The organism is Kordiimonas sp. SCSIO 12603, assembly GCF_024398035.1.
GTDB lineage: Bacteria > Pseudomonadota > Alphaproteobacteria > Sphingomonadales > Kordiimonadaceae > Kordiimonas.
Genome location: NZ_CP073748.1, coordinates 2918208 through 2944657 on the forward strand (window position 1 = coordinate 2918208; position 26450 = coordinate 2944657).

The following is a 26450-nucleotide window of genomic DNA, read 5'->3' on the forward strand; positions in this document are numbered from 1 at the left end:
GCATTACAAATTGAACAGGAATTGCAAACTGAAAAAAACGTGTGCAACAAATTAGATAATGCCGCTACCTCTAGGGGCCAAAGAAACATGTCTATGTGAAGCGACGGAAAGGATAAGCCCAAAAGCAATTGCCCATGTCAGGATTGCTGAACCGCCATAAGAAATAAGAGGTAAAGGCACGCCTACCACAGGCATCATTCCCATAACCATGCCAATATTAATGAACACATAATAGAAAAGGGTCATCGAAAGCCCCGCAGCTAATAATCGCCCAAACTGGTTCCTGCAGCCAATACCCACAAGCAGGCCATACGTTAGAACAATTGTATAAAGCAATAACACAATAATTGCGCCAATCAGGCCAAACTCTTCAACCAGCACGGTGAAGATAAAATCTGTTTTCATTTCGGGTAGAAAATTCAAATGACTTTGGGTTCCTTCCAGAAAGCCTTTACCCGTCATCCCCCCAGAACCCAAAGCGATCTTTGACTGAGTAATCTGGTATCCGGCACCTGTTGGATCAGACTCTGGATTCAAGAACGTAAGTACTCGGCCTTTCTGATACTCCTTCATCAGAGACCAAACAATTGGAGATGCTGCAACTACGGAAACACCCGAAGCGACAAAGAACCATGTTGGGAGACCAGCTAAAAATATGATGGCAACACCGCCGGCGACAAGAGTAATACCAGTACCAAAATCAGGTTGCCGCACAACGAGCAGCACTGGTATGGCTATCAGAATAAGCGGCGTAAACAGAGTAGAGATCTTCTTACTCTGATGAAATGGCCTAGCATGATAGAAGCGCGCTAGGGCCATAATAAGTGCAATCTTCATAAGCTCAGAAGGCTGTAGTCGCATAAAGCCAATATCAAGCCAGCGTTGGGAATTCTTACCAAAATCCCCTACCAATTCCACAGCAACCAGCAACAAAACCCCTATTCCCCAAGCAGGATAGGAAAGTGCCATCCAATAACGGATATCCATTACACCAACAATAAGCATGATGATAAAGGCAACGCCCAAGCGCATAGAATGCCGGGAAGCCCATGGATCCCAGGCGCCTCCAGCAACACTATAGAGCATGGCTACACCGACAGAGCCAATAAGCAAGGTAACAAGGATCATTCCCCAATTCAGACTTAGAAGCCGCTGAAACGCATTCTTTTCGTCCCGCCTGGGGCCAAACATACGCGCACTACCCATTATGCCTCTCCCTGTTCAACAGGTGGTAATGCTGGCTTATCTTTAAGCTCTAATGCTTTATCTAATACTGCACGGCCAATCGGAGCGGCTTTACTAGCTCCACCACCACCATGCTGTACCAGTACAGAAACCGCTACTTCAGGGTTCTCTGCCGGGGCATACCCTACAAACAGCGCATGATCACGTGCTGCCCAAGGTTTTTCGTCATTTTTTAATACACCGCTCTCTCGTTCTGCCCGGCTAATACGCCTTACCTGAGCGGTACCAGTTTTACCAGCCTGCTTTATGGCAGACTTGGAACGCCTGTAATCATGGGCAGTGCCTTTTGGCTCCATCACCATCTCCATGCCGCGCCGCATTAAACGCATCATAAGAGGATTCACTTCCATAGGGCTGAAGTTAGGGTCAAAATCAAGTTCATCAGTATAGCGAATTAATCGCGGCGTTACTTCATTACCTGAAGCAATACGAGATGTCATCACAGCAAGCTGAAGAGGCGTTGCCAACATTGCACCCTGACCAATGGATACATTCAGTGTTTCACCCAAATGCCAGGGCTGGTTCTGAATAACACGCTTCCATTGGCGGTCAGGAACAAGGCCTTCTTTTTCACCGTCCACGCCAAGTGCATAAGTTTGACCCAAGCCAAACCGCTTTGCCATCTCAGCAATAATATCAATATCAAGCTTCTCAGCTATCTCATAAAAATAGACATCGCAGCTTTTGGAAATCGCGTCCAAGAGATCTACATGACCATGACCATTTCGCTGCCAACAGTGGAATAAATTATTCCCTAATCGATGTTTCCCATTACAGAAAAACTTAGTTTCCGGGGTAATAATACCCTGTTCCAGTGCAGCAAGTGCAATAACCATCTTTACCGTAGAACCTGGTGGATATTGGCCTGTCATACATTTGTTAAGCAGCGGCTTCCTGGGGTCATTCAACAAACCCTGCCAATTGGCACTGCTAATTCCCGAGGTAAACTCGTTCGGGTCAAAAGTAGGCGCCGATGCAAGCGAGAGCACATCACCGTTTTTCACATCCATCACAACGACGCCAGCGGATTCCTCACCCAATTGATCAAGGGTGAATTCCTGCAAATCCATATCAAGCGTAAGATGAAGGTCCTGCCCTTTAAGAGCTTCCTGTCTCGGAGGTAGTTCGCGAATTTCCCTGCCAACAGCATTAACTTCTACCCGGCGCGTACCGGCTTCGCCTCGCAATTCTTCTTCAAACCGTTTTTCTATGCCTTGTCTGCCAACTTTAGCTCCGGGTAATTGGTAAAGAGGATTTCGCCCAACATCATTTTCACCCGGACTAGCCAGATATCCAACAATATGCGCAACCGATTGCCCGCTTGGATAAAAGCGAGAGAGACCAACGTTAGTTTCAACCCCCGGAAGGTTGGGCATATCTACATTCACGCGACTGAATGTTTTCCAGTCCAATCCCTTAGCAACAGTAATAGGCAAGAACTTACGCTGTCGTTTGATCTGGCGTTCGATACGCTTCAGCCTACGGTCGCTGATTTTTACAATTCTGTTGAGTTTGGTTAGCGTGTTGGCCACTTCCTTCGCTTGTTCCGGAATAAGATACACACTGAAATCACGGCGATTGGTCGCTATCTTCCGCATCTTGCGATCAAATATCTCTCCGCGAACAGGCGCTAAAAGCCTGACTGATATCCGATTTTTATCTGCGCGAAGTTTGTATTTTTCACCATTTACAATAGAAAGATAATAAAGGCGCCCGCCTAGCGCGGTTACTGCGAGACCTTGTGCACCAGCCAGAATAAAGGCCCGGCGGCTGAATGCTTGATATCTTAATCCTTCACGCGCCATAGTTTACCGCAACACCAAACGTCTTACTCGCCCCAGCAGAAATGCGACAGGTGCATATGAAAAAGCTGTTACCAACCACTGTACTAATAGTGGCTGCACAGGAATTAACGACCTTTCAACAGCGGATACTATCACCCAAGAAACGGCATATAGACCAAAGGACATTAATCCAAAAACAATCCAATGTACCAATTTGTTTCGGCCTTTATAATGCTTTAACTGGTTGAGAACAAAAAGGCGAGTAAGCAGCAAAATCAACATATTTAGACCAAGTGGTACCGAAAGCCATAAATCTAGCCAAAAGCCTAAAATAGCACATGCACCATACGGCATAAGCAGCGGCCGCGATGAGAGCCAATAAAATACTGCGATCAGAACCAGATTGGGAACAACCACATTCGCAGCACCTGTGCCAATGGGCACAAGCATTAGAATAGCAAGGAAGAAGGCTGAAACGACAGGAAGTAGCCCCGCTGGGCCACTAGCCACCATTGGAGAGCGCATTTTATTCATTGCTCTGCTCCGCTTCCAAAAGCTCTACATCATCCGGCACAGCCTGATAATCCATCACGCGAACATAATTAAGTTTATCAAGCAACCCAAGTGGTTCCAACGTGATAATATCCGCATCGATATTTGAGACCCGAGCGACAGGGATATCCGGCGGGAATACCCCACCATGGCCAGATGTTAAAAACCTGTCACCTATTCGAATATCTGCTTCTTCTGGGAAAAAACGAAGTCGCATGAACACTTCATTCTGGCCTTCTGCGATCGCTAGCTCGCCTGAACGCTCTAACCTTACAGGTACTCTACTGTTCAGATCAGTAACCAATAAAACCCGGCTACTTAAAAAACCAACATGAAGCACACGGCCAACAAGGCCTTCACTATCCACTACAGGCAAATTATAGCGCACATTATCCCGGCTACCTGCTCCAATTAGGATGCTACGCTCAAACGCACCACCGCCAACACCAATAACCCGTGCTGTTGCAGCTGGCGTTACCTCGCGTTTTGGCACTTTAAGGATTGTACGTAACTGCTCGTTTTCTCGGCTGAGCTGCATGGCAGCTTCTCGCCATTGCTTCAATCTAGCGTTTTCATCTTTGAGCGTTTCATTTTCTAGATAGATATCTGAAACGCCAACGACCCTCTCAAGCCCCGACTGCACAGCACGTACAGGCTTTTCAAGAAGCGTTAATACTGGCGACACCACATCACCGGCATAGGCACGCACTTGGGAAGGAATTGCAGAACTCACTACTTCCATCCCAAGAAACACGATAGAGATAACCAGATAAAGCCACAGAGCATCCCTGCCGCGGTTCGAACGCCTCGTCCCACTACCAGAAAAATTCGCTGATTGCAGTCTCGTCGCCAGCGTTCTTCCCCTAACTACGCCATGTTAACTTGATGGTTTAGTAGCTTTCAGTAAGCACTAATTTCAGTGTTTCATCTTCAAGTGCACGCCCTGTACCAAGAGCAACACATGTAAGTGGCTCCTCAGCAATAGTAACAGGCAATCCTGTTGCACGACGAATAACCGTATCCAGATCATGTAGCATACCACCGCCACCGGTAAGCACAACGCCGCGGTCAACAATATCAGCCGCGAGTTCTGGTGCTGTATGCTCAAGAGCTACTTTCACCCCTTCAACAATTGCACTTACTGGCTCAGAAAGTGCTTCCGCTACTTGCAACTGGTTAATTTCGATCTCTTTTGGCACACCATTCATCAAATCACGGCCTTTGATCGTAAGATTTTCACCTACGCCATCTTCTGGAATAAGGGCTGTACCAATTTCTTTCTTAATACGTTCCGCTGTCGCTTCACCGATCAATAGATTGTGGTTGCGGCGAATATAAGCAATAAGTGCTTCATCCATCTTGTCACCACCAACACGAACAGATGTAGCATAAACAATACCGCAAAGAGAAAGAACCGCTACTTCTGTTGTACCACCGCCAATATCAACAACCATAGAGCCTTGCGGCTCCGTTACCGGCAGACCTGCACCAATCGCTGCAGCCATTGGTTCATCAATCAAATATACTTTACGAGCGCCAGCTTGCTCAGCTGATTCCTGAATGGCTTTACGTTCAACGGCTGTAGAACCAGAAGGTACACAAACCACTACCTGCGGGCTTGCCCACGAACGATTGTGTACTTTTTGAATGAAATGTTTGATCATCTGTTCCGCAACATGGAAGTCCGCGATCACGCCATCGCGAAGAGGACGGATAGCCTGAATACCACTTGGTGTACGGCCAAGCATAAGCTTCGCTTCATCACCTACCGCTAAAACCCGGTCTCTACCTTGCTCATTTTTGATAGCAACAACAGATGGTTCATTCAGAACAATCCCTCTGCCTTTCACATAAACAAGTGTGTTGGCTGTCCCCAGATCGATAGCCATGTCAGATGAAAACATACCGAGCAGCTTTGATAGCATTTAGCGCCTCTTATTTTTGCGATTCCAATTACTGTGGAAGACGACTCCCTAGTGCGGTTATGCGGCACTTATCTCTTCCAGACAAGAGCCATTACACATGATTAGGGCGAGTTTTTGATTTTTCTGCGTTTTTTTAGCTTTTTCAGGCTCAAATCGCACAAATTATTTTAAATTAAAGCCAATTTATGAAGGCCGTATAACGTTCGTGATACAGCTCAGGTGCAAAAATCAAAATGCCGGATGAAATGCCATTATTGGCGGCATGTAAAAACATAGCAGGATAAATAGACTTTGTTTTCTGGAATATGTATCCGAATGCCAAGCCCGCAATGAATAATATCGGCAGCGTATCAAGATCAAAATGTGCAGCAGCAAATGCAAGTGAGCTTATAATCAGAGCCATAAAGGGCCCAATCTTCTTTTCAAGTGCTGTTTGCAGGTATCCTCTAAAAATGATCTCCTCAATAACGGGTGCAAAAACAACAATACACATTAGAAGAAATATGGAAGATAACGACCCTAAAGAACCGCCTGCCATAATGATCAAAGCTTCAGTTTCAGGCTGCCCGTCTGTCTCAATAAAAGTATCATACGCATACCCAAAGGCTAACAAGGCAACCAGAGCCCCTAAAACGAGCATGAAAAGCTTTTGGGCGCTATATTGGCTGGATCGAAATCCTATTCTTTCATAATCACCTGCCCGTTCCCTCCATATAAAAACAGCAAGTGTAAAAATTGAGAGAGATATCGTGCTTGAAATTAATCCAAGTTCAGTCACCTCAACTTGAAAGATTGCTGCGATAACAGCTAGGAGAAGTGCAGAAATAATCTGCAATACTGGGTATGCAATCACCAGCAATATGGCGATAATGACCATATTGTCCTGCTTAGTCTGCTCCTGTGTATTAGCCATATGCTCGTTCCTCACGTCTGGCTATTGGCTATAGCGCTCCATTAAAATAATTCTGGGTAAGAGAAAAACAGAAACACCGAGAACGAATTATTTAAAATATGGAAAGCTATACTCGGCCAGATTGACCCGGTTTTATGGTATAAATATCCCAGCGCAAACCCAATAAATACCAAAACTGGTAGTATCGACAAATTGAAATGAACCGCACCAAAAATAACGCTTGAGGCAGCAATACCAATAATCGGCGAGGTTTGCTTAATAAGGGCTGTTTGCAGATATCCTCTAAAAATCAACTCCTCAACAATTGGGCCCAGAACCGTTACTACGCCGACAATAATAAAGGCCGATAGACCTCTGTCTGTTTCACGGGCCAAACGCAGGATTTGCTCCAGTTCTGGCTGCCCACTTTCCTGAAAGAACAGCCCATATACTGTCGAAAAACCTAACACTGCGATAGATAGCGCAAGGCCCCAGCCAATAATTTCGCCAACCGGCATTATTGGGGTACGGAGGCCAATTTCTCTAAAACTATTCTGTTTGTTGAGCATTAAATGCCCGCGCATCAAAGCTAAGAGTGCTACACACGGTACCAAGCTGGCATATGCAACTAGATCAACATCCTCTAATGTCTCGCTACTTAGTGCAGAACTCACCCCCATTACCCCAAGCATCAGCATCACAATAATTAGCTGAAGAAGCGGATATAACCCAACCAATACGAGACTGGCAGATAACCCTGGATATTCTTCTTTAGAAAAGACCTGATCTTGCATAACACTCCCCCCTCACCTACTTTTCGTTTAGCTAGTAAACGCAGACCCGGTTTGCAATAGCACAAATAAAAAAGGCTCTGAAAACAGAGCCTTTTAGCGGATTTCATAGTGATTTTATGCCGACATGGGTTCAGGCGCGGTTTTCTGCCTCTTCACCATTAGCTTATTGACCGCAGACACATAGGCCCTAGCGGCGGCAGTAACGGTATCTTCATGAGCACCCTGCCCGTTTACAGTGCGGCCATCATGCTCAAGCCTTACTGTGCATTCTGCCTGAGCGTCTGTACCTTGCGTTACAGCATGCACCTGGAAAAGCTGCAAGTGTGGTTGCATTTCAATGGTTTCTTTAATGGCATTAAACACAGCGTCTACAGGCCCAGCGCCATAAGTAACTGTTTTATGTTTGTCGCCATCAATAGTCATTGTGATGTCAGAGATAGCTGTACCGTTGGTCGACGAGTGCGTATTAACCGAGATCACCTGCATACGGTTAGCCCAAGTGGCTACTTCATCATCCACCAGAGCAACAATATCTTCATCATAGATATTCTTCTTACGGTCGCCTAATTCTTTAAAGCGTCGGAAACATTCCTGGAATGCATTATCACCCAACTCATACCCAAGTTCCGCCAGTTTATCTGCAAACGCATGACGCCCTGAATGCTTACCCATCACAAGTGAGGATTTTGTAACACCTACACTCTCTGGGGTCATAATTTCATAGGTTTCAGCGTTCTTTAAAACGCCGTCCTGATGGATACCACTTTCATGGGCAAATGCGTTTGCACCGACGATCGCTTTATTATTCTGAACCGTGAAACCCGTTACCGTGGAAACAAGCTTGCTAGCACGCATAATCTCGGTGGATTCAATATTAGTATAATAAGGTAATGCATCGCCGCGAGTTTTAAGTGCCATCACTACTTCTTCCATCGCCGCGTTACCAGCACGTTCACCAATGCCGTTGATCGTACATTCTATCTGGCGCGCGCCACCCGCAACACCTGCAAGCGAATTGGCAACAGCCAATCCAAGATCATTATGACAGTGGGTGGAAAAGATAGCCTTATCAGAGTTCGGTACATTCTCAATAACCGAACGGAACATATGTTCATATTCCGCTGGTGTTGCATACCCAACCGTATCCGGCAGGTTAATTGTTGTGGCACCAGCTTTAATCGCGGTCTCCACCGCGCGGTAAAGAAATTCAAGCTCTGTACGGGTCGCGTCTTCCGCACTCCACTCCACATCATCCACAAAACCACGTGCATGGCTCACTGATTTGTGCACCGCCTCAATAACTGCCTCAGGCTCCATATTCAGCTTTACTTTCATATGAAGCGGGCTTGTTGCGATAAAGGTGTGAATACGACCTGAATTCGCAGGTTTCAAAGCTTCAGCAGCCCGGTCAATATCTCCAAGGGCAGCGCGAGCAAGCGAACACACTGTGGAATCCTTAATGCGTTCCGCAATTTGCCGTACGCATTCAAAATCCCCGTTTGAGGCAATTGCAAAGCCAGCCTCAATTACATCCACTTTCATGGCCTCAAGGGTTTCCGCGATACGTAATTTTTCTTCTAGCGTCATGGATGCGCCCGGAGATTGCTCTCCATCACGCAAGGTGGTGTCAAATATTCTCACACGGTTTGCTTCACTGTGTGACATGGCCTTAATCCTGATATTGCTGTTAATCTAAGTTGTTGCGAGTTTGGCGATACCCTTAAACACAAAGCACTAGGGCTTTATTCAAGTGTTTAAGGGCCGATAAGTCGACCAGCACCAAGAAGGAGAAGGCTGAAAAGAAGCCCAGACATAGCAAATGCAAAAGCTTCCGCTTTCATTTTCTGCTGCGCACAAGAGATAGCAATCGCCCGTGCTTTTTTCTTATGTCTCATTGCTTCATTCATATTGTGGTTTCACACTGCCATTTACGCAATAATAAGTTCGAAACAAACACTTATCACATTATAATATTTTAGCAATACAGTTTATTAAGTAATATTATTGCGTAAACTTCTTAAAAAAACGTCAAACAAAGTATATTTGGCATTCAATACTCAATATTCAGGACATAATAATACTCATCGCACCATTCACCTTTCACGAACGACGCTTTTTCATGCAGCTCAGATTGTTCGAAACCAAGTTTCAGGAGCACTTTTTCGGACGCAATGTTACGGGCATCGGTTTCTGCTTTAGCCTGTTTCACACCAACCACTTTGGCAACCGCTGGGATTACATCCTTCAGCGCTTCACCAACATAACGGTTACCGTGTGCTGAACGATTTAAGCTGTAGCCAATACCGATATCAGGATTACCGTCTATCTTGATACCAAGACCGATGTCCCCCACCGCTTTACCGCTAGACTTTTCTTCAATCACAAGCTGGAACCATTCTCCTTCCGGAAAAGGTTCAATAGCTGACATTTTTTCACAAAAGGCCTGAGACCTCTCTAGTGAATACGGGTAGTCCCATAGGGTATAGCGAGCGACCTCTTCATCATCCCGCCAGCTGTGAAAGGCTTCCGCATCATCTTTTCTGAACCGCCGAATAATAAGCCGTTCTGTTTCAATTGGAAAAATATCCATAATTTCCTCGCTGTTATTCTATCTGTATTACGTAATAAAAAAAGGCGACCTGTAAAGGCCGCCTTTTCAACTCAGATAGGAAAAACTATTTTAGTTTTTCTCTTTGTCTACAAGCTTGCCTTCTTTCATCCACGGCATCAAACCGCGTAATTTGGAACCCACTTCCTCAATCGGGTGGCGCTCAGCAAGACCGCGATGTGCATTCAGTTCCGGGTTACCAGCATTGTTATCCGTGATGAAATCTTTTACGAAACGGCCTTTCTGAATATCTTCAAGAACCCGCTTCATCTCCGCTTTTGTTTCATCAGTGATAATGCGCGGACCAGTTTTATAATCACCATATTCAGCTGTGTTTGAAATTGAATAACGCATGTTCGCGATACCACCTTCATAGATCAGATCTACGATAAGTTTGGTTTCGTGCAGACATTCGAAATAGGCCATTTCTGGTGCATAACCCGCTTCAACAAGCGTTTCAAAGCCTGCTTTGATAAGCTCAGAGATACCGCCACACAGAACAGCCTGCTCACCAAAGAGATCAGTTTCACACTCTTCACGGAAATTGGTTTCGATAATACCTGAACGGCCACCGCCAATAGCTGATGCATAAGAAAGACAGAGATCGTGTGCTTTACCTGAAGCGTCCTGATCAACAGCGATCAGGCACGGAACGCCTTTACCAACTGCATACTGCGCGCGCACCGTATGACCCGGGCCCTTCGGTGCAACCATAATCACATCAAGATCTTTACGGGCATTGATCAAACCGAAATGAACATTCAGGCCGTGCGCAAACATAAGTGCCGCGCCCTCTTTCATATTCTCAGCAAGCTCATCAGCGTAAATTGCAGCTTGATGCTCATCCGGTGCCAGCATCATCACCATATCAGCTTCACGTGCTGCTTCTGTCGCTGTCATAGTTTCGAAACCAGCAGCTTCCGCTTTCTTACGTGTTGCTGAACCTTCACGCAGCGCAACAATCACACGCTTCACACCGCTATCGCGCAGGTTACCAGCATGAGCATGGCCCTGACTACCATAGCCAACGATGGCAACGGTTTTATCCTTCACCAAATTTACGTCTGCATCACTATCAAAATAAACACGCATGTCTTTTGTCCTTAAAAGGGAAACCCCGTTTACCTAAATATAAGTTATAGCCCGGCTTCGCCGCGACTAAGGGCAACAGCCCCTGTTCGTGCGGCCTCAACGAGGCCTAATTCTTTCATCAAATCAATAAAGGCGTTGATCTTCTCTGCTGATCCGGTGAGTTCAAACACAAAGCTCTCTGTTGTGCTGTCAACAGCACGTGCCCGGAAAGCCTCCGCCAACCGTAGCGCTTCTACACGCCTGTCACCCGTACCTGAAACCTTAACAAGGGCAAGTTCACGGGCCACAAATGGGCCATCTATCGTCAAGTCTGCTACTCTGTGTACTGGTACAAGGCGATCTAACTGTGCTTTAATCTGTTCAATCACCATGGAAGTACCAGAAGTTACAACAGTGATACGCGAGCGCGCTTCGCCTTTACCAACGGCAGCCACAGTAAGGCTTTCAATATTATAACCACGGCCAGAGAACAGGCCAATTACGCGGGCAAGTACCCCTGCTTCGTTATCAACAATGACACTGATTGTATGTCGTTGAATTGGGCCAATTTCTTTCATCGAACCATCCATCTTATTATCTTTCCGTGCCAGATTAAACGACAGCGAGTGCTTCGTCATCTTTTGGTTTGCTTACACCGTCACCCGGTAACATCATTTCATTGTGAGCAGCACCAGCTGGAACCATCGGGAAACAGTTCTCAAGCTTGGCAACCCGGCAATCCATCACCACGGGGCCATCATGATTAAGCATTTCTTCAATGGCAGCATCCAGATTATCAGGATGATCAACCATAATGCCTTTCATGCCGTAAGCTTCTGCAAGGGCCACAAAATCAGGCAGGGAATCGGAATAGCTTTCAGAATGGCGACCTTCATAGGAAAGATCCTGCCACTGGCGTACCATGCCCATAAATTCATTATTCATAATGAAGATTTTCACGGGCAGTTTATATTGCGCCATGGTGCCAAGTTCTTGGATATTCATCTGAATAGAAGCTTCACCAGCCACATCAATGCAGAGCTTATCAGGAAAGGCGATTTGTGCCCCAATAGCCGCAGGCAAGCCGTAGCCCATAGTCCCTAAGCCACCAGAAGTAAGCCATGCATTGGGGCGATCAAAGCCTAGGAACTGGGCGGCCCACATCTGGTGTTGGCCAACTTCTGTTGAAATAACCGCATCACGATCTTTTACAAAATGCTGCAATCGCTCAAGCGCTTTTTGCGGCATGATAATATCTTCACTATCTTCATAGTTTAAGCATTTGCGTGCACGCCAATGATTAATCTGATCCCACCATGCATTTAGTGGCGGTTGCCCTTTTGAACAGTTTTCTTCTTTCCAGATAGCAATCATGCGTTCAAGCACAGATCTCGCATCCCCAACAACAGGGATATCCACCTGTATGTTTTTATTGATGGAAGAAAGATCGATATCCACATGGATTTTCTTCGATCCTGGTGAGAACTTATCAATAGCGCCGGTAACCCGGTCATCAAAACGAGCACCAATGCAAAGCATTACATCACAGTCATGCATGGCATGGTTTGCTTCCCATGTACCGTGCATACCAAGCATACCAAGAAACTGGTTATCACTTGCGGGATAAGCGCCAAGCCCCATTAGAGTGCTGGTTACTGGCATACCCGTAAGCTTTGCAAACTCACGCAGTAGCCTTGAAGCCTCTGGGCCAGAATTAATGATACCACCGCCAGAATAAATAATCGGACGCATACCCTTGGAAAGCGCCTTAACGGCTTCACGGATTGCGGTTTCATCGCCGTGCATCTGCGGACGGTACGTTCGGTGCTCTGCATGCTCGGAAACTTGATAAGCTGCTTTTTCAATCTGCACATCTTTCGGCATATCAATAACCACAGGCCCCGGACGCCCGTTTGTAGCCACATAGAATGCTTCATGAATAACCGTTGGTACATCTGATGTTTCTTTCACCAGATAATTATGCTTGGTACAGGGACGCGTGATACCAACCGTGTCAGCTTCCTGGAAAGCATCATTACCAATAAGATGGCGCGCCACCTGCCCTGTAATACAAATAAGCGGGATACTATCAAGCATCGCGTCAGTAAGGCCCGTAACAGCGTTCGTGGCCCCTGGGCCTGATGTTACAAGAACAACACCTGGCTTGCCTGTTGCCCGCGCATAGCCTTCAGCTGCATGGGTTGCAGCCTGCTCGTGGCGCACAAGGATATGCTTGATTTTATCCTGCTTGAAAATCTCATCATAAATTGGAAGGACAGCGCCGCCCGGGTATCCGAAAATGACTTCCACACCAAGATCCGTAAGTGCTTTCAGAATCATCTGCGCACCACTCATCTCGGTCGTCGTATCAATTGTCGTAGCCTCAGCTTGTGTCATCGCTTTCAGTCCATACCAATTACTAGCCCGATGACGTGCCCACTTTGGCTACTCGTGCCTCCCTCATAACAGTTGGGGGCGCTAAAAAGCGCCCCCAGGGGGTGGGTCTCGTCACAGTCTGGAACCTACTTGGGCTGAAGGTTCCATAGTATCAACACCTGGGCTGGTTTGGTGTCGATAAAACCCTTTTATTGTACGATTATTACTCAGTCAATAGGTTTTTTGGATATTTTATTCATTAAAATATCATATTCACTTTCCAAATATTGCGCATTTAGGCAATTCCAATGTGAAAACTGGTTCCTAAACCATGTTAACTGCCGCTTTGCAAACCGCCGTGTCTGCATCTTTGCATCTTCGATTGCCTCCTCTTCACTCACCTCACCACGGATAAGTTTGATAAGTGACGGCACACCGAGCGCCCGCATAATCGGCAGGCTGGTATCAAGGTTCCGCTCCATAAGCGCCTCAACTTCCTCAAGCGCACCTTCGCCGAGCATCATGTCAAAACGGTGGTTGCAACGGTCATACAGAACATCTCTTGGCGGCTTGAGAATAAATTTATGGGCACAACCCGCTTTATCATGCGCGGTCATCGGGCCCGGTTCATTATTCTTTTGCCATTCACTCAGCGGTTTACCTGTCGCCCGGTACACCTCAACCGCTCGGCAAACACGCTGACTATCGCCTGGGAATAAACGTTCCGCGATAACGGGATCATATCCTTTTAGTTCGTCATGTAGCTTTTCACTGCCATGCTCGCCCGCTTCCTCTCGAACTGCGTTCCGAATTTCATCCGGAATATCAGGAATTTTCGCCACACCTTCCAAAAGAAATTTGAAATACATCCCCGTGCCACCGATCACGATCGGGTATTTATCCTCATTCCATGCTTTTTCTATTTCTGTCATCGCGAGCTCAGACCAGTAAGCCGCGGAACAAACTTCACTACCATCCATAAAACGGTATAGCCTGTGTGGAGCCTGCAATTCATCCTCTTCACTCGGGCATGCAGTTATCACACGCAGGTCTTTATAAACCTGCATGCTGTCAGCATTAATAATCACACCGTTAAGATCTTTTGCGAGCTTTAAGGACAATGCCGACTTGCCGCTAGCGGTCGGACCTGCAATAAAAAGAGCCTGTTTCAAAAATACCTCACTCTGTTCAGGATGGTGCTTCATGGATATCGCTTTGACCCTCGTCGTCAACCCCGCGTTTGATATTTCACTGGAAAATATTGAAAACAAGGTAACCGATTTATTATCGCTCAACGAATATCGTGGTCGCATCTTATCAGAAAACAGAGCGATGGACCTGATTTTTGAAACCAAAGATCACCGCCGCACCCGTGAGATGCTTACGCCCGCGCTGACTAAGATTGAGGGATTGGATTGGGCTCTTCAGGCAGCCAAGAAACGCAAGAAGAAACTCCTGCTCGCAGATATGGATTCGACCATCATCACCGTTGAGTGCATTGATGAGCTCGCTGATTTTGTTGGCCTTAAAGATAAAGTCTCTGAAATCACCGAGAGCGCCATGCGGGGTGAACTAGATTTTGAAGAAGCCCTTAAAGAACGTGTGGCTCTTCTCAAGGGCCTGACAGCAAGCCAGCTGGATGAATGCTATGAAGACCGGATTGAACTGATGGGTGGTGCACGCACACTTATCCAAACAGTAAAAGCAAATGGCGGCTATGCAGCGCTGGTTTCAGGTGGCTTTACCTTCTTTACCGAGAAAGTAGCAGAACGCGTTGGCTTTGACATGACCCGCGCCAATGTTCTGGAGATAGCTGATGATCAGCTTACAGGTATGGTCGTGCCTCCTATTTGTGGTGCACAAACAAAACTGGATACGCTGAATGAACTAGCTGAAAAGCTAGAGCTGGAGCAAAGAGACATCATCGCCGTTGGTGATGGTGCTAACGATATTCCTATGCTTGAAGCGGCAGGGCTTGGTGTTGCCTATCACGCAAAACCAAAAACCCGCGCAGCAGCCAGAGCAGCGGTGACATATAATGACCTCACTGCTCTACTTTATTTTCAAGGGTATAGCGACGCGGACTTCTCCAACTAACCGCTAATTTAAATTTACTTCAGCTTATACTTGATATTCGCCTTAAATGCTTCGACTTCGAGCGGGGCATTTCTATAACCGTATCTGGCAACATCCTGAATATGCTGGACGATCACTTGATCAAGGCTTGAACGCTCAATTTGCAGCACATGCACAAGTTCATGTGCGAGTTTAGGCCGATCAAGCTTATATCCCTCGCGGACATAAATTGAATATCCAAAGACCTGTGCATTATTGATAATATCTGGACCAACAAGTCCCAACTTCTCACCAAGGACTTTCAGCGCCAGGTTTTCATAGGGAAACGGGACCTCATCTACATAGATGACTCTAACTTTTTCTGGGTATTGAACGCCAACATCTTTGGCAAGTTTTAACTCAGTTTCATTAAGCGGCTCGCCAAGCTCTAATCCTTTTTTATCTACGTCCTTTGCCCATTCGATATATTGCGGCAACAACTGTGCATAAGCTTGTTCCTGTGCATTTGCAGAGAGAACCTGAAAGCTCATGAGGACAGCAACAAGTATTGGTTTCAACATCATTTATCTCTTTATGCTTCTACGTTTCTATAAGTTCTTCATTATATTTGGGAAACTTATCACATAGTCTGTAAAGCAGCGACTGGCGGTTCAGCGCTCGCTCCATCAATTTCACACCCTGCTCAAGGTCAATACCGATTTCCTGCCACATCACATCATAGACATGCTCAAAATCTTTCATGATCGCAACAATCCGCTCGGCCTCAGGGCGGGCAGCAGCCGAAATATCATAGACCCGCTTGCGAGAATCCTTTCCATCAGGAGAAGATGTAAAAAATCCATCTTTTACACTCCCTTTCAGGCGGCTTTCCAAAACCTGACGCGAAATACCGATGTGTTTTGATAGCTCCGTCGAAGACATTGCTCCCTTGGTATAAAGTGCGAGAACAATAGAAATCTTGTTGGCATGCAAACTGATACCTAACTGATCAAACACCTCAGTACCTTGAATACTGATTAATTCAGTCGCTCGGAATAAAATCGCGCCAAACTGCGGGCTTCGTATATCAGACATGTATTTTCCCTCTCTAATTTACGCAAATTTTTCCGAAATTTTTTGCACAAATCAAGTAGAAAAAGAGAGGCTGGATACCAGCCCCTTCTTATATTTCGCCCTTAAAGCTGTTCTTTTGTACCATCGTCCAACAAACGGAACGCATCCACACCATTTAGAAGCAAGCCTTCAGAACGTTTGCTAGGGAAACTGCCCCGATAGTCTTTCGGGTGCTTAACATTCACAGCGAATACTTTACCGTCATAATGCTTCCCAACTGACCATTGCGGTTGGTGCCCAACAACTACCGCCTTAGCGCCGAAGTGTTTTAGTCCTTTTTCCACAGTTTCCTGGCTTAGATCCGCTTCAAAGTAACCACGGTACCAGGAAGGACCTTTACGTCTGTGAACCAAAATCGCTTCTGCGGCTTCATCTTGCGTTGGCACATAGGCCTGACGGTACTGATTGCGTACAATAGTGTTTAACTCATCAAGGCTATAACCCGCTTCAACAATATCAGGGTGCAATCCACCATGAACAAACAGATATCCGTTAATCTGCTCAATTGTGTTTTTGCTCGCCATCCAGCGCCCTAAAAGAGCATCATCCCCAAAAAGATCAAACTCTTGTTTTTTTAAGGCAGCAGCAACATAGAAATATTTGTCTGCCGCTTTCTGGAAATTCCCCTGTAAGTTCTTGATCTCATGGTTACCAAGGATAAAATGAACAGTACCACCTGCCGCTTTTGCCTCTTGTTCAAGCTTATAAATAAACCAAAGAACCTGTGTTGTTGAATCGCCGCGATCAACAAAATCACCAACCAATACAAGATGGCCTTTACCGAAAGCCCAGTTTAGATCAGCATCAATCACTTGCTGGGCAATCAAGAAATCCCGGAAAGTCTTGAAGTTACTTTCAACGTCAGAGATGGCAACAATCGGCTCTCCATCGTTATATACCGCTTTCGGTGTTTCCACATGCGGTGTTATTGTTAGATTAAATGTTGAATCCTCAAGAGGGAAATACACCTCTGCATCTAATTGGCCATCCGGCGCCATATATTCTTTCTCGATATAAAAGCCTTCTTTACCGCCACCTTTTATATAATGCGCAGCAATATTATCTCCTTCGTAAAACACATGAGGGCCCTCGCCTCCAAGCTTATACGCAAGATCATTGTCGCCCATATCAATATCAACACCAAAGGCCACCGCCGCAGTGATAAGAGTTACCAACAACAAAGTTGCCGTGACAAAGAAATGTTTCAAATTGGTTAGGATAAGTCTCATAACTTTTCTCCATTTATAGACGCTACGCTGCGTCGTTATTCTTGGCCAAATACTTGGCAGTGGTGCCCCGTTCACGCTCACTTACAATCCAAACGCTCTAAACTTTAGGCTGCGTATGTCAGGCATATCGCTTTCTATTTATTTATGCAAGTTTTTGCGCAAAATATTGCGTAAATAAATATTACCTTCACAATGAAACATAACTTTTCTCCATTTACGGACGCCTTGCCGCGTCGTTATCGTTAGGTGAACACCAGGCAAAGGTGTCCTGTTCGCGCTCACTTATAATCATGAGCATCGTTCGGTTTATTCGGTTGTCTTAAGTTAGTGGTTACATCTGCCGTTTAAGGATACTGAGCAGTTTGCCAGTTAAACGGCCAATTACCGCACCAAGCACTAAAGCAATTGGCACCAACCACCATCCTAGAAGCTCAGCAGTTCCCGGCGGTTGATTAGATATCATACCAACTACGAACGCTTCACCGTGCTGCGCTGTCCAAACACCAACGCTATCGGCTAAAAATGGTTTTGCTAACCCCAACAGAACCAGCGCGGCTGCCACCATATACCCAAATACTGCGGTGCCGTAATAAAGGCTTTTACCCACACCTCTTTTCACCGCTTCGATCGCTTTAAAACCTTTTGGGGGTGGCGCGCCATCAACGATGTGATCGACATAAGCACTAGCAAGGTCACGCGGATTACCAAAATTATCTAGTATATCGCTAACTGTAACCTCTGCTCCTTGTTCTTCCAGCCGATCATAAATATGGCTTTCAATTTCGCGGATCACCTCATTGGCGGTTGCTTTATCAAGGCGGGACAGATAGCGACCGAGTGATTTAAGGTATTCGTGAATCAATTCCCTATCAGACATCATGTTCTCTCCCTAATTTGATTGCGCTTTGTTAAGCTCTGAAGGTCTGCCCTCCAGTATGCATTCAATATCTGCTGCTGACTTGCGCCAACGAGCGCTGACTGTGGGAAGCACCTTTTCACCAAGTTTGGTAAGTCGGTAATACTTTCTGGGCCTTGCACCTTCTTCCTGTCGCCAGTCTGCATCGATTACCCCTTCCCGTTTGAGCCGGTCCAGAAGAGGATACAGTGTACCCTCTGTAATCGTCACAGTTTCAAACTCATGCAGGAAGTTAAGAAGCTGCAAGCCGTACAAATCCCGGCCTTTCAGAGCAGCCATTATCACCAGTTCCAGGGTACCCTTCCGGTGTTGTACATCCCATTTTGCTTCAAATTTTTCTTGGTCTGTCATAGCGTAACCTTGTTTAACATAGTTACTATGTATTACCAAGTATGATGCATTACAACATGCTGGGCGATATTTTTTTTTAAAAACCTATAAAAACACGGCGCCAAAAAAAAGAGGGCCGGAAAACCGACCCTCTATCAAGGTATTTACGAAAGGTGCTGATTATTAATTATCAGCATCTTTCTTTTCTTTTAGAAGACGAAGCGGTACGTGTGCCGACACGCCGCGTACGTTAATGAGAACAAGAACGCTTTCGCGGCCTTCGTCACGAATCTCTTCAATAATCTCTTCAACTTCAGCTGGGCTGTCTACGCGCTTCTGATCAACACGTACGATTACCGCACCAACACGGATACCCGCATTAGCTGCTGGTGTTCTGCGTGCAACACGCACAACAGCGACACCTTCAACATCATCAGCGATCTTGTAGCGGCGACGAAGATTATCGTTAAGTGGCGCTAGCTCCATACCTTCAACAAGGGCACGGTCGTTATCACGCTCACGCTTGGAACGAGGTTCTTCTTGCTCTTCCTCTTCCGCTTCAGGGTTAATGAATTCACCCGTTTTCACACGAATTGTCTGACGCTCACGTTCACGAATGATAACAACATCAACCGCCTGATCGATTTTTGTGCGCTTAACAAGACGGCTAAGAGAATTGCTGTCTACAACCGGCTTACCGTCCCACTCAATGATAATATCGCCATCTTCGATACCAGCGTCAGCTGCTGGGCCTTCAGGCTCAACACGTGTGATAAGAGCGCCTTTAGTAACATCAACACGCATCGCTTTTGCAATATCTTCATTGAGAGGCTGAATACCCACACCGAGCCAACCACGGCGTACCTTGCCGAACTCACGTAGTTCTTCAACAACGCGGCGAGCGTCATTTGCAGGAATTGAGAAACCGATACCTACGTTACCACCTGTTGGGGAGAAGATAGCGGTGTTCACACCGATCACATCACCTTCCATGTTGAAAAGTGGACCACCAGAATTGCCGCGGTTAATTGGTGCATCTGTCTGAATATATTCAACATCTGAACGATTATTGATATCGCGGTTACGTGCAGAGATAATACCTGCTGATACCGTACCGCCAAGACCAAATGGGTTACCAATTGCTACAACCCAATCACCGATGCGGTCTTTATCACTATCACCCCACTGAACGGCTTCAAACTTCTCACCGTTGCCAGCTTCAATTTTCAGAACAGCTACATCAGAAAGAGCATCGCGGCCTAGGATCTCAGCAGCATATTCCTGACCATCAGTAAGAATAACTGTGATTTCATCTGCTTCATCGATCACGTGGTTGTTTGTGATAACAATACCGCTTTCATCAACGATAAAGCCAGAACCTAGTGAGCGCGCCTGACGCGGCTCATCATCTTCTTCAAAACGATCGCGGAACTGCTCCCAAAATTCGCCGAATGGGCTACCTTCAGGGAAACGACGGTTTCCGTTTCTACGCGCATTACGCTCAATTGTTTGAACTGTGGAAATATTCACTACACTTGGCTGAAGCTTCTCAACAAGATCTGCAAAGCTACCTGGAGAATCAGCCGCAACTACGGGCTTTAGGGAAACCGTAGTCATCGCAATCACAAGCATCGCGATGATGGCAGCTTTAAGTGCCTGCATCGGTGCCTGTGTATTAATCGCTGTAACCTTATAAGTGCTCACGCACATACTCCTTATATTATTTATTACTCTTGTTGGCCGTAAGCAGCATACTGCTGTCTTTCTACATGGCATCACCAAACTATGGTTGGGTCAACCCCATTAAGCGTAGCTTGCGATTAACGGAGACATCCCTGCGATAAACGCCCAATTCAGGCCAAGAGTAACCCCTTCCCACTTAAACCCAAGGCCCTGTTTCATAGGAAACAAGGCCTCCGGCACTTACCTTACGAAGCAGGCGAAGGAGTACCTCCGCCTTTTTTAAGGTTTATTTTTTGCTTTCTGAATTCACAAACAGTTTAAAGAATTCACTGTCTGGTGAAAGAACAAGCGTCGTATCATTTTTGCCAAGCGCTTTACGGTACGCCTGCATGGTACGGTAGAATTCAAAGAATTCCTCGTCCTTACCAAAAGCATCAGCAAAAATTTTCACAGCCTGACCATCCGCTTCACCGCGAATAATCTGTGATTGCTTTTCAGCTTCAGCCACCAGCACAGCTACCTGCCGATCAGCATCTGCTTTAATTTTAACCGCATCACGGTTACCTTCCGCACGCTTTTCAGCAGCTTCCTGTTGACGCTCAGTTTCCATACGCTGGAAAATCGCCTGGCTGTTTTGTGCAGGCAGGTCAACACGCTTCAGGCGTACATCAATTACTTCCAGGCCAATAGATTTTGCCTGTTCGTTAGTGATATCACTAATCTGCTGCATAAGCTGTGCACGCTCGCCAGATACGATATTCTGCATAGGCTCTTTCGCCAGCACCTGACGCACTGTTGATTCCATGATCTTCTCAAGAAGATCAGCTGCAATCCGGTCATTGGCTGCAGCCTGATACCGAAGTACAGGATCAACGATACGGAAACGCGCAAAGCTATCAACGAGAATACGGCGCTGATCAGCCGCCAGAACTTCCTGAGGGCGCACATCCAAGCTTAGAACACGCTTCTCGAGGAAAATAACCTGCTGCATAAGCGGGATTTTAAAATGAAGGCCAGCTTCCTGTACGGGACGCTGAATTTTACCAAACTGCACAACAAGCGCTTGTTCACGTTCATTCACAATAAACACACTGCTAAGGCCAACAAAGACGATAGCAAACAGGGCGATAAGGCCAATAATAAGTTTATTATTCATTGCTTATTCCTTTCCGCCTTTTTTAGTGAGTTCATTCAGTGGAAGATACGGTACAGCACCACCTTTGCTATCAAGGATAACTTTATCCATGCCAGCCAAAATTTCTTCCATCGCTTCAAGGTAAATACGTTTCTTCGTAACGTCCTTCGCGCGAATATATTCATTATAAACTGAAAGGAAGCGTGCAGCTTCACCTTCTGCACGCGCTACTGTCTGAGCACGATATGCTTCCGCACCTTGTAGAAGTTGCTCTGCTTTACCTTGCGCCTGAGGAATAACCTCATTGGCGTATTTTGTAGCGACGTTACGAGCACGCTGCTGGTCAGCTTCCGCACGCTGTACATCAAGGAAGGCGTCTTTTACTTCATCCGGTGCTTCAGATTCAATAATCTGAACACGAAGAACAGTAACACCCGCACTATATTCATCAAGCGTACGCTGAATCATTTGAAGAGCATTTTCTTCAAGTTGACCACGCGCCGTTGTGATGATCGGCACGATTTGGTTTTGACCAACCAGCTCACGCATTGCGCTTTCAGCGACCGCTTTAATTGTACCTTCAGGATCTTGAAGGCGGAAAAGGTAATCACCCAGATCCTTAATGCGCCAAACTACGTTAAAACGAACATCAACGATGTTTTCGTCTTGAGTAAGCATTAAGCTTTCATCAAGTGCTGCTACAGTCTGGCGTCCAGAACGACGGCTTGACGTAACACTGCTACCGATAAGAATCTGCTTCTCATCTGTAACACCACGTACTTCCACAGTTTCAACCGGATACGGTAAATGCCAATGAAGCCCAGGGCCAGTAAGTTCAGTACGTTTACCAAACTGAAGAACAACACCTTGCTCGTTTGGTTCCACACGGTAAAGACCACTCGCGAGCCAAAAAGCAATCGCAACCAGCAAAATCAGGCCGATACCACCGAACCCACTTGGCATAGCTTGTTTAAACTGCTCTTGTCCTTTTTTGATGATATCATCAATTTGCGGAGGCTCTCCGCCACCGCCACCACGACGAGGTCCACCACCGCCGTTATTTCCCCACGGGTTTGGTTTGTCACCGTCACCGTTATTCTGCCAAGGCATAATCTTCTCCCCTTTGGCACCGTATGTCTTGTTAATTACGTACGAACCTCTTTAACCGGATTGCTCGTACCTTATATTTCTATATAAGTTAGGCACTTGAAAGCTGCAACGAATGTCGCACATTTTCCCGGTTAAGAAAGTAAATTAATGTCAGATACGCTTAAAAAAGCTGTCACCGAAGCACTTATTTCCATTATTCCCGAAGGTTCAGAGCAAAATATCGTCGAAAGTGGTGCATTAGGCGCTGTGATTGTAGATGGAGATCAGGTTGGAATCATATTGGATTTCAAAAATAACGCACCCGACAATGTGCAAGCACTTCGCGCGCTTGTTGAAAGCACAGCTAAAACCGTTGAAGGTGTAAGCGCCGCAAACGTTGTGGTTTCCGCAAACAAGCCTCAAAAAGAAGCTCCGAAAATGGGCGTTGGCGGTAAATCAGCCCCTACTCCAACAAATCTACCGGGCGTGAAACATGTGATAGCGGTAGCAAGCGGCAAAGGCGGTGTTGGTAAATCAACCACCAGCATTAATCTCGCCCTTGCTCTTAAAGCCAAGGGGCTGAAAGTTGGCTTAATGGATGCTGATATCTTTGGCCCTTCTGTTCCAACCCTCGTGGGAAGCGATGAGAAACCTGGCATTAAAGGCAAGGTTATTCAACCACTTGAAGCATACGGCATTAAGGTAATGTCTGTTGGCTTCCTTATTGATGTTGACCAGCCAGTGGTATGGCGCGGGCCACGGGTGATGGGAGCAACTCAACAACTTCTTAAAGATGTGGCTTGGGAACCGCTTGATGTTCTGGTTGTTGATATGCCGCCGGGTACAGGCGACGTACAGCTCACCATGGTACAGCAGGCAGTTATTTCAGGTGCTGTGATTGTATCCACACCACAGGACCTTGCACTTATCGATGCTCGCAAAGGCATTACAATGTTTGAAAAAACAGATGTACCAATCCTCGGTATCATTGAGAATATGAGCAGTTTTATTTGCCCATCATGCGGCAGTGAAAGCTATATTTTTGGGCACGGTGGAGCAAAAGAAACCGCAAAAACAATCGGTTGCGATTTCCTTGGCGGTATTCCGCTTCATATGTCTGTTCGTGAAAGCGCTGACAGCGGTAAGCCAATTGTTGCCTGCGAGCCAGACAACCCAATCAGCAAAGCTTATCTAGAGATTGCAGAGACCCTAAAGGGCAAACTTTCAATCTAAGCCCTCTCATAAACAACAAAGGCGTAGGATGGCTTACCGTCCTGCGCTCCATGATCTTCCCTCGAAACGGCTTTCCACCTATCTTCATCGATTTCAGGGAAATAAGCATGGCCCTCTGGCGCTAAACCAACTTCAGTAACATAAAGACGGTCACACAAATCCATTGAGGCAGCATAAATTTGCGCCCCTCCTGTAATCATCACTTCTTCAACGTCACCGGCAGTTTTAATGGCATCTTCGATAGTTGAAACAACATCCACACCTTCTGTCGCCCAGTCCGTGTTGCGTGTGATAACAATATTCTGGCGTCCGGGTAATGGCCTACCAATAGATTCGAAGGTTTTCCGCCCCATGATGATGGGCTTTCCAAGCGTTGTCTTTTTGAAGTATTTTAGATCTTCTGGAAGATGCCACGGCAAATCATTATCAACCCCGATTACGCGGTTTTCGCCCATAGCAACAATGATGGAAATCATACAAAGAACCCTTCAGAAGATTTTAGATAATGCTATCATCATCTACGGTATCTTCCGCAGGTTCTTCAAGTGGTAAATGAACCCGAACCGTGGTTCCTACCCCAGGCATACTTTGCACTGAGATAATCCCGCCCATGCGGTCAACAAGTTCACGGCATATGGCCAACCCAAGCCCTACACCACCATGGCGCCGTGAAAGAGCTGTATCTACCTGTGTAAACCGATCAAAAAGTGTCGCTTGCTTTTCTTCAGGGATACCAATGCCCGTGTCTTCTACTTCGAGCACCCAGCCAGCGAGGCCCGACTTGAAAGATTTTTCAATAATCCGAATACCGACAGAACCTTCATGGGTAAATTTTATGCCGTTTGTAGACAGGTTGATAAGGATTTGCCTTAGCCGTAATTCATCCCCCATCACCTTATCGGGCATATTCATGTCAACCTCAGCTCCGAAGGCGATTCCCTTTTCTTCAGCCTGCTGGCCCTGTATCGTTAGAACCCGTTCAACAAGTTCACGTACAGAAAGTTGCTGGCGTTCAATTTGAACCTTACCGGATTCCAGTTTAGCCAGATCAAGAATATCGTTGATAAGCGAAAGCAAATGAGAGCCACTTTGGTGGATATCTTTCGCATATTCGATATAACGTTCATCTCCGATAGGTCCGATTGCCTGTTCACCCAGCAACTGGGAAAAACCGAGAATAGCATTAAGCGGTGTTCGTAATTCGTGGCTCATAGTTGCCAGAAATTCAGATTTCGCACGGTTCGCTGTTTCCGCCGCCCTGCGTGCTTCCTCAACATCTTTGTTTAGGTTTTGTAGCAGTTTATAGTGCTCTTCAAGCTCCTCATGCGCGGCTTTTAAGGCTCTGGTACGGCGATTTACAATTTCCACCACACGTTTCGAGCGTTCAGACTGAATCCAAATTGCGTAAACGAGTAAAACACTGATAACCGCCGAAAGAAGGAAAGTGACAATCACTCCCAAATAGGAAGGCCTAAAACTGCCCTCCACCGCATATGCCTGAACAGTCCAGACACCAGCACCGAAAGTTAGCTCTGTAGAAACTCTACGATCATCTGCAGCTTCTCGGCTGTTATCTAATATGGCCGAACTTCCTGCAGCAATTGACGCTGTATTATCATCTTCAGCATCGAACCAACTGCTATTCAGCTGGATAATCAGTTCGCCTTCTTTATCAACATCATCCGCAATTTCTCTAACCAGACCGGGAAGATCAACCAGCTGAACGATATAGGAAAGAGCACCTGCTTTGGTCACATACGGATTGACCAACAGAACTGATATTTCTGCCCCCTGATCAATTTCGGGAAAATCAGGTAGCAAAATTGCTGATGGCTTATCTTCCTTGCCCGTCGCACGTAAAAAAGCTGCAATCTGTTCATGGCCACCAATATTCATTCCCAGCAGTTGAGTTTGCAACTCAGCATCGGGGGACCAGGGATAAATTAAAGGAAACCTTGTGGTATCTCGCTCCAGAACCGGGCCTTTCAACTGAAAATCATTTCCGTAGAAAGATTCCATTCCTCTCAGAAAACCATCTTTCTCGGTCATTTCCAACTGGTAGGCAATTGCTACGAAATACCTGTGCTGCTTGAGAGTGGAGTTTGTAGAGACCAGAAGGCGAAATCTTTCTTCAGGAACAGATTTTGACATATTGTAGAAATCGTATAAATCCTGAGCAGCATTGAGGCTATTGGTGATCTCGCGGTGCAGCCGATCAATAAACAAATCAGCTTTTGAAGCAAATGCGGAATCTGCTTCTTGCTCAACATTGAGCCAAGCTTGCCGCGTCGCAAAAACAGTGATTATGACCCCCAAAACAGCTACCAAGATTACTAAAAGTCGCTGTCTTGCCTCTCTATCTTTTTCTCGACCCACTAAAAATTCCCTAGCTCCAACAC

At 46.2% G+C, this 26450-nt stretch carries 26 protein-coding genes; 2 read left to right on the forward strand and 24 right to left on the reverse strand.

Features of this window, described 5'->3' with window-relative positions:
- Positions 1 to 51: 51 nt before the first annotated feature.
- From rodA to miaA, 14 genes are all read right to left on the reverse strand, one after another.
- Positions 52 to 1206 (reverse strand): rod shape-determining protein RodA, encoded by a 1155-nt coding sequence (gene rodA / locus KFE96_RS13610; protein WP_255833105.1) that lies wholly within the window; start codon positions 1204 to 1206, stop codon positions 52 to 54.
- Positions 1206 to 3050 carry a penicillin-binding protein 2 gene (mrdA, locus tag KFE96_RS13615; protein WP_255833106.1) on the reverse strand — a complete coding sequence of 615 codons (1845 nt, stop codon included), beginning with the start codon at positions 3048 to 3050 and terminating at the stop codon, positions 1206 to 1208. The genes rodA and mrdA overlap by 1 nt, the downstream gene beginning before the upstream one ends.
- Positions 3051 to 3053: 3 nt before the next feature.
- Complete coding sequence (mreD, locus tag KFE96_RS13620) at positions 3054 to 3563, reverse strand: rod shape-determining protein MreD (RefSeq protein ID WP_255833107.1); 510 nt, start codon at positions 3561 to 3563, stop codon at positions 3054 to 3056.
- Positions 3556 to 4434, reverse strand: coding sequence for a rod shape-determining protein MreC (gene mreC / locus KFE96_RS13625; RefSeq protein ID WP_370650594.1), 879 nt, complete (start codon positions 4432 to 4434; stop codon positions 3556 to 3558). Before mreC ends, mreD begins: the two co-directional genes overlap by 8 nt.
- Positions 4435 to 4471: 37 nt before the next feature.
- Entirely contained in the window at positions 4472 to 5506 is a 1035-nt protein-coding gene (locus KFE96_RS13630) for a rod shape-determining protein (RefSeq protein ID WP_255833108.1), read from the reverse strand.
- A 172-nt stretch (positions 5507 to 5678) separates the two neighbouring features.
- The gene (locus KFE96_RS13635) at positions 5679 to 6419 is read right to left on the reverse strand and encodes a CPBP family intramembrane glutamic endopeptidase (protein ID WP_255833109.1); all 741 of its coding nucleotides are present in this window, start codon (positions 6417 to 6419) and stop codon (positions 5679 to 5681) included.
- A gap of 41 nt (positions 6420 to 6460) precedes the next feature.
- Entirely contained in the window at positions 6461 to 7192 is a 732-nt protein-coding gene (locus KFE96_RS13640; RefSeq protein WP_255833110.1) for a CPBP family intramembrane glutamic endopeptidase, read from the reverse strand.
- A gap of 114 nt (positions 7193 to 7306) precedes the next feature.
- Entirely contained in the window at positions 7307 to 8857 is a 1551-nt protein-coding gene (locus tag KFE96_RS13645) for a 2-isopropylmalate synthase (protein ID WP_247016019.1), read from the reverse strand.
- A gap of 89 nt (positions 8858 to 8946) precedes the next feature.
- Positions 8947 to 9087 carry a hypothetical protein gene (locus tag KFE96_RS13650; protein ID WP_255833111.1) on the reverse strand — a complete coding sequence of 47 codons (141 nt, stop codon included), beginning with the start codon at positions 9085 to 9087 and terminating at the stop codon, positions 8947 to 8949.
- Positions 9088 to 9242: 155 nt separating this feature from the next.
- On the reverse strand, positions 9243 to 9782 hold the full coding sequence (locus KFE96_RS13655) for a GNAT family N-acetyltransferase (protein ID WP_255833112.1): 540 nt from the start codon (positions 9780 to 9782) through the stop codon (positions 9243 to 9245).
- Positions 9783 to 9872: 90 nt separating this feature from the next.
- Positions 9873 to 10892 (reverse strand): ketol-acid reductoisomerase, encoded by a 1020-nt coding sequence (ilvC, locus tag KFE96_RS13660; RefSeq protein ID WP_247016025.1) that lies wholly within the window; start codon positions 10890 to 10892, stop codon positions 9873 to 9875.
- 44 nt (positions 10893 to 10936) lie between these two features.
- A complete protein-coding gene (ilvN, locus tag KFE96_RS13665; protein ID WP_343264849.1) occupies positions 10937 to 11449 on the reverse strand; it encodes an acetolactate synthase small subunit in 513 nt (170 codons plus the stop codon).
- A 34-nt stretch (positions 11450 to 11483) separates the two neighbouring features.
- Positions 11484 to 13268, reverse strand: coding sequence for an acetolactate synthase 3 large subunit (locus KFE96_RS13670; protein WP_255833114.1), 1785 nt, complete (start codon positions 13266 to 13268; stop codon positions 11484 to 11486).
- 206 nt (positions 13269 to 13474) lie between these two features.
- Positions 13475 to 14419, reverse strand: coding sequence for a tRNA (adenosine(37)-N6)-dimethylallyltransferase MiaA (gene miaA / locus KFE96_RS13675; RefSeq protein ID WP_255833115.1), 945 nt, complete (start codon positions 14417 to 14419; stop codon positions 13475 to 13477).
- Between the two features lie 31 nt (positions 14420 to 14450).
- Here miaA and serB point away from each other — a divergent pair, with 31 nt between their 5' ends.
- Positions 14451 to 15344: a phosphoserine phosphatase SerB gene (gene serB / locus KFE96_RS13680; protein WP_255833116.1), complete on the forward strand. Its 894-nt coding sequence runs from the start codon at positions 14451 to 14453 to the stop codon at positions 15342 to 15344.
- A gap of 14 nt (positions 15345 to 15358) precedes the next feature.
- On the opposite strand, the gene KFE96_RS13685 is transcribed toward serB, so the two are convergent.
- The 8 genes from KFE96_RS13685 to hflK form a co-directional block, all read right to left on the reverse strand.
- Complete coding sequence (locus tag KFE96_RS13685; RefSeq protein WP_370650595.1) at positions 15359 to 15853, reverse strand: hypothetical protein; 495 nt, start codon at positions 15851 to 15853, stop codon at positions 15359 to 15361.
- Between the two features lie 49 nt (positions 15854 to 15902).
- On the reverse strand, positions 15903 to 16397 hold the full coding sequence (locus KFE96_RS13690; protein WP_255833118.1) for a MarR family winged helix-turn-helix transcriptional regulator: 495 nt from the start codon (positions 16395 to 16397) through the stop codon (positions 15903 to 15905).
- A 101-nt stretch (positions 16398 to 16498) separates the two neighbouring features.
- Entirely contained in the window at positions 16499 to 17665 is a 1167-nt protein-coding gene (locus KFE96_RS13695) for a metallophosphoesterase (protein WP_255833119.1), read from the reverse strand.
- 331 nt (positions 17666 to 17996) lie between these two features.
- Positions 17997 to 18545: a hypothetical protein gene (locus KFE96_RS13700; RefSeq protein ID WP_255833120.1), complete on the reverse strand. Its 549-nt coding sequence runs from the start codon at positions 18543 to 18545 to the stop codon at positions 17997 to 17999.
- Between the two features lie 9 nt (positions 18546 to 18554).
- Complete coding sequence (locus KFE96_RS13705; protein ID WP_255833121.1) at positions 18555 to 18932, reverse strand: PadR family transcriptional regulator; 378 nt, start codon at positions 18930 to 18932, stop codon at positions 18555 to 18557.
- A gap of 162 nt (positions 18933 to 19094) precedes the next feature.
- Positions 19095 to 20615, reverse strand: a complete 1521-nt coding sequence (locus KFE96_RS13710) for a Do family serine endopeptidase (RefSeq protein ID WP_255833122.1) — start codon at positions 20613 to 20615, stop codon at positions 19095 to 19097.
- A 265-nt stretch (positions 20616 to 20880) separates the two neighbouring features.
- On the reverse strand, positions 20881 to 21750 hold the full coding sequence (gene hflC / locus KFE96_RS13715) for a protease modulator HflC (RefSeq protein WP_255833123.1): 870 nt from the start codon (positions 21748 to 21750) through the stop codon (positions 20881 to 20883).
- A 3-nt stretch (positions 21751 to 21753) separates the two neighbouring features.
- A complete protein-coding gene (gene hflK, locus KFE96_RS13720) occupies positions 21754 to 22839 on the reverse strand; it encodes an FtsH protease activity modulator HflK (RefSeq protein ID WP_247016049.1) in 1086 nt (361 codons plus the stop codon).
- Between the two features lie 147 nt (positions 22840 to 22986).
- Here hflK and KFE96_RS13725 point away from each other — a divergent pair, with 147 nt between their 5' ends.
- Complete coding sequence (locus KFE96_RS13725; protein ID WP_255833124.1) at positions 22987 to 24051, forward strand: Mrp/NBP35 family ATP-binding protein; 1065 nt, start codon at positions 22987 to 22989, stop codon at positions 24049 to 24051.
- On the opposite strand, the gene folA is transcribed toward KFE96_RS13725, so the two are convergent.
- Positions 24048 to 24527 (reverse strand): type 3 dihydrofolate reductase, encoded by a 480-nt coding sequence (gene folA / locus KFE96_RS13730; protein ID WP_255833125.1) that lies wholly within the window; start codon positions 24525 to 24527, stop codon positions 24048 to 24050. The genes KFE96_RS13725 and folA overlap by 4 nt on opposite strands.
- A 22-nt stretch (positions 24528 to 24549) precedes the next feature.
- Complete coding sequence (locus KFE96_RS13735; RefSeq protein ID WP_255833126.1) at positions 24550 to 26427, reverse strand: HAMP domain-containing sensor histidine kinase; 1878 nt, start codon at positions 26425 to 26427, stop codon at positions 24550 to 24552.
- Between the last annotated feature and the right edge of the window lie 23 nt (positions 26428 to 26450).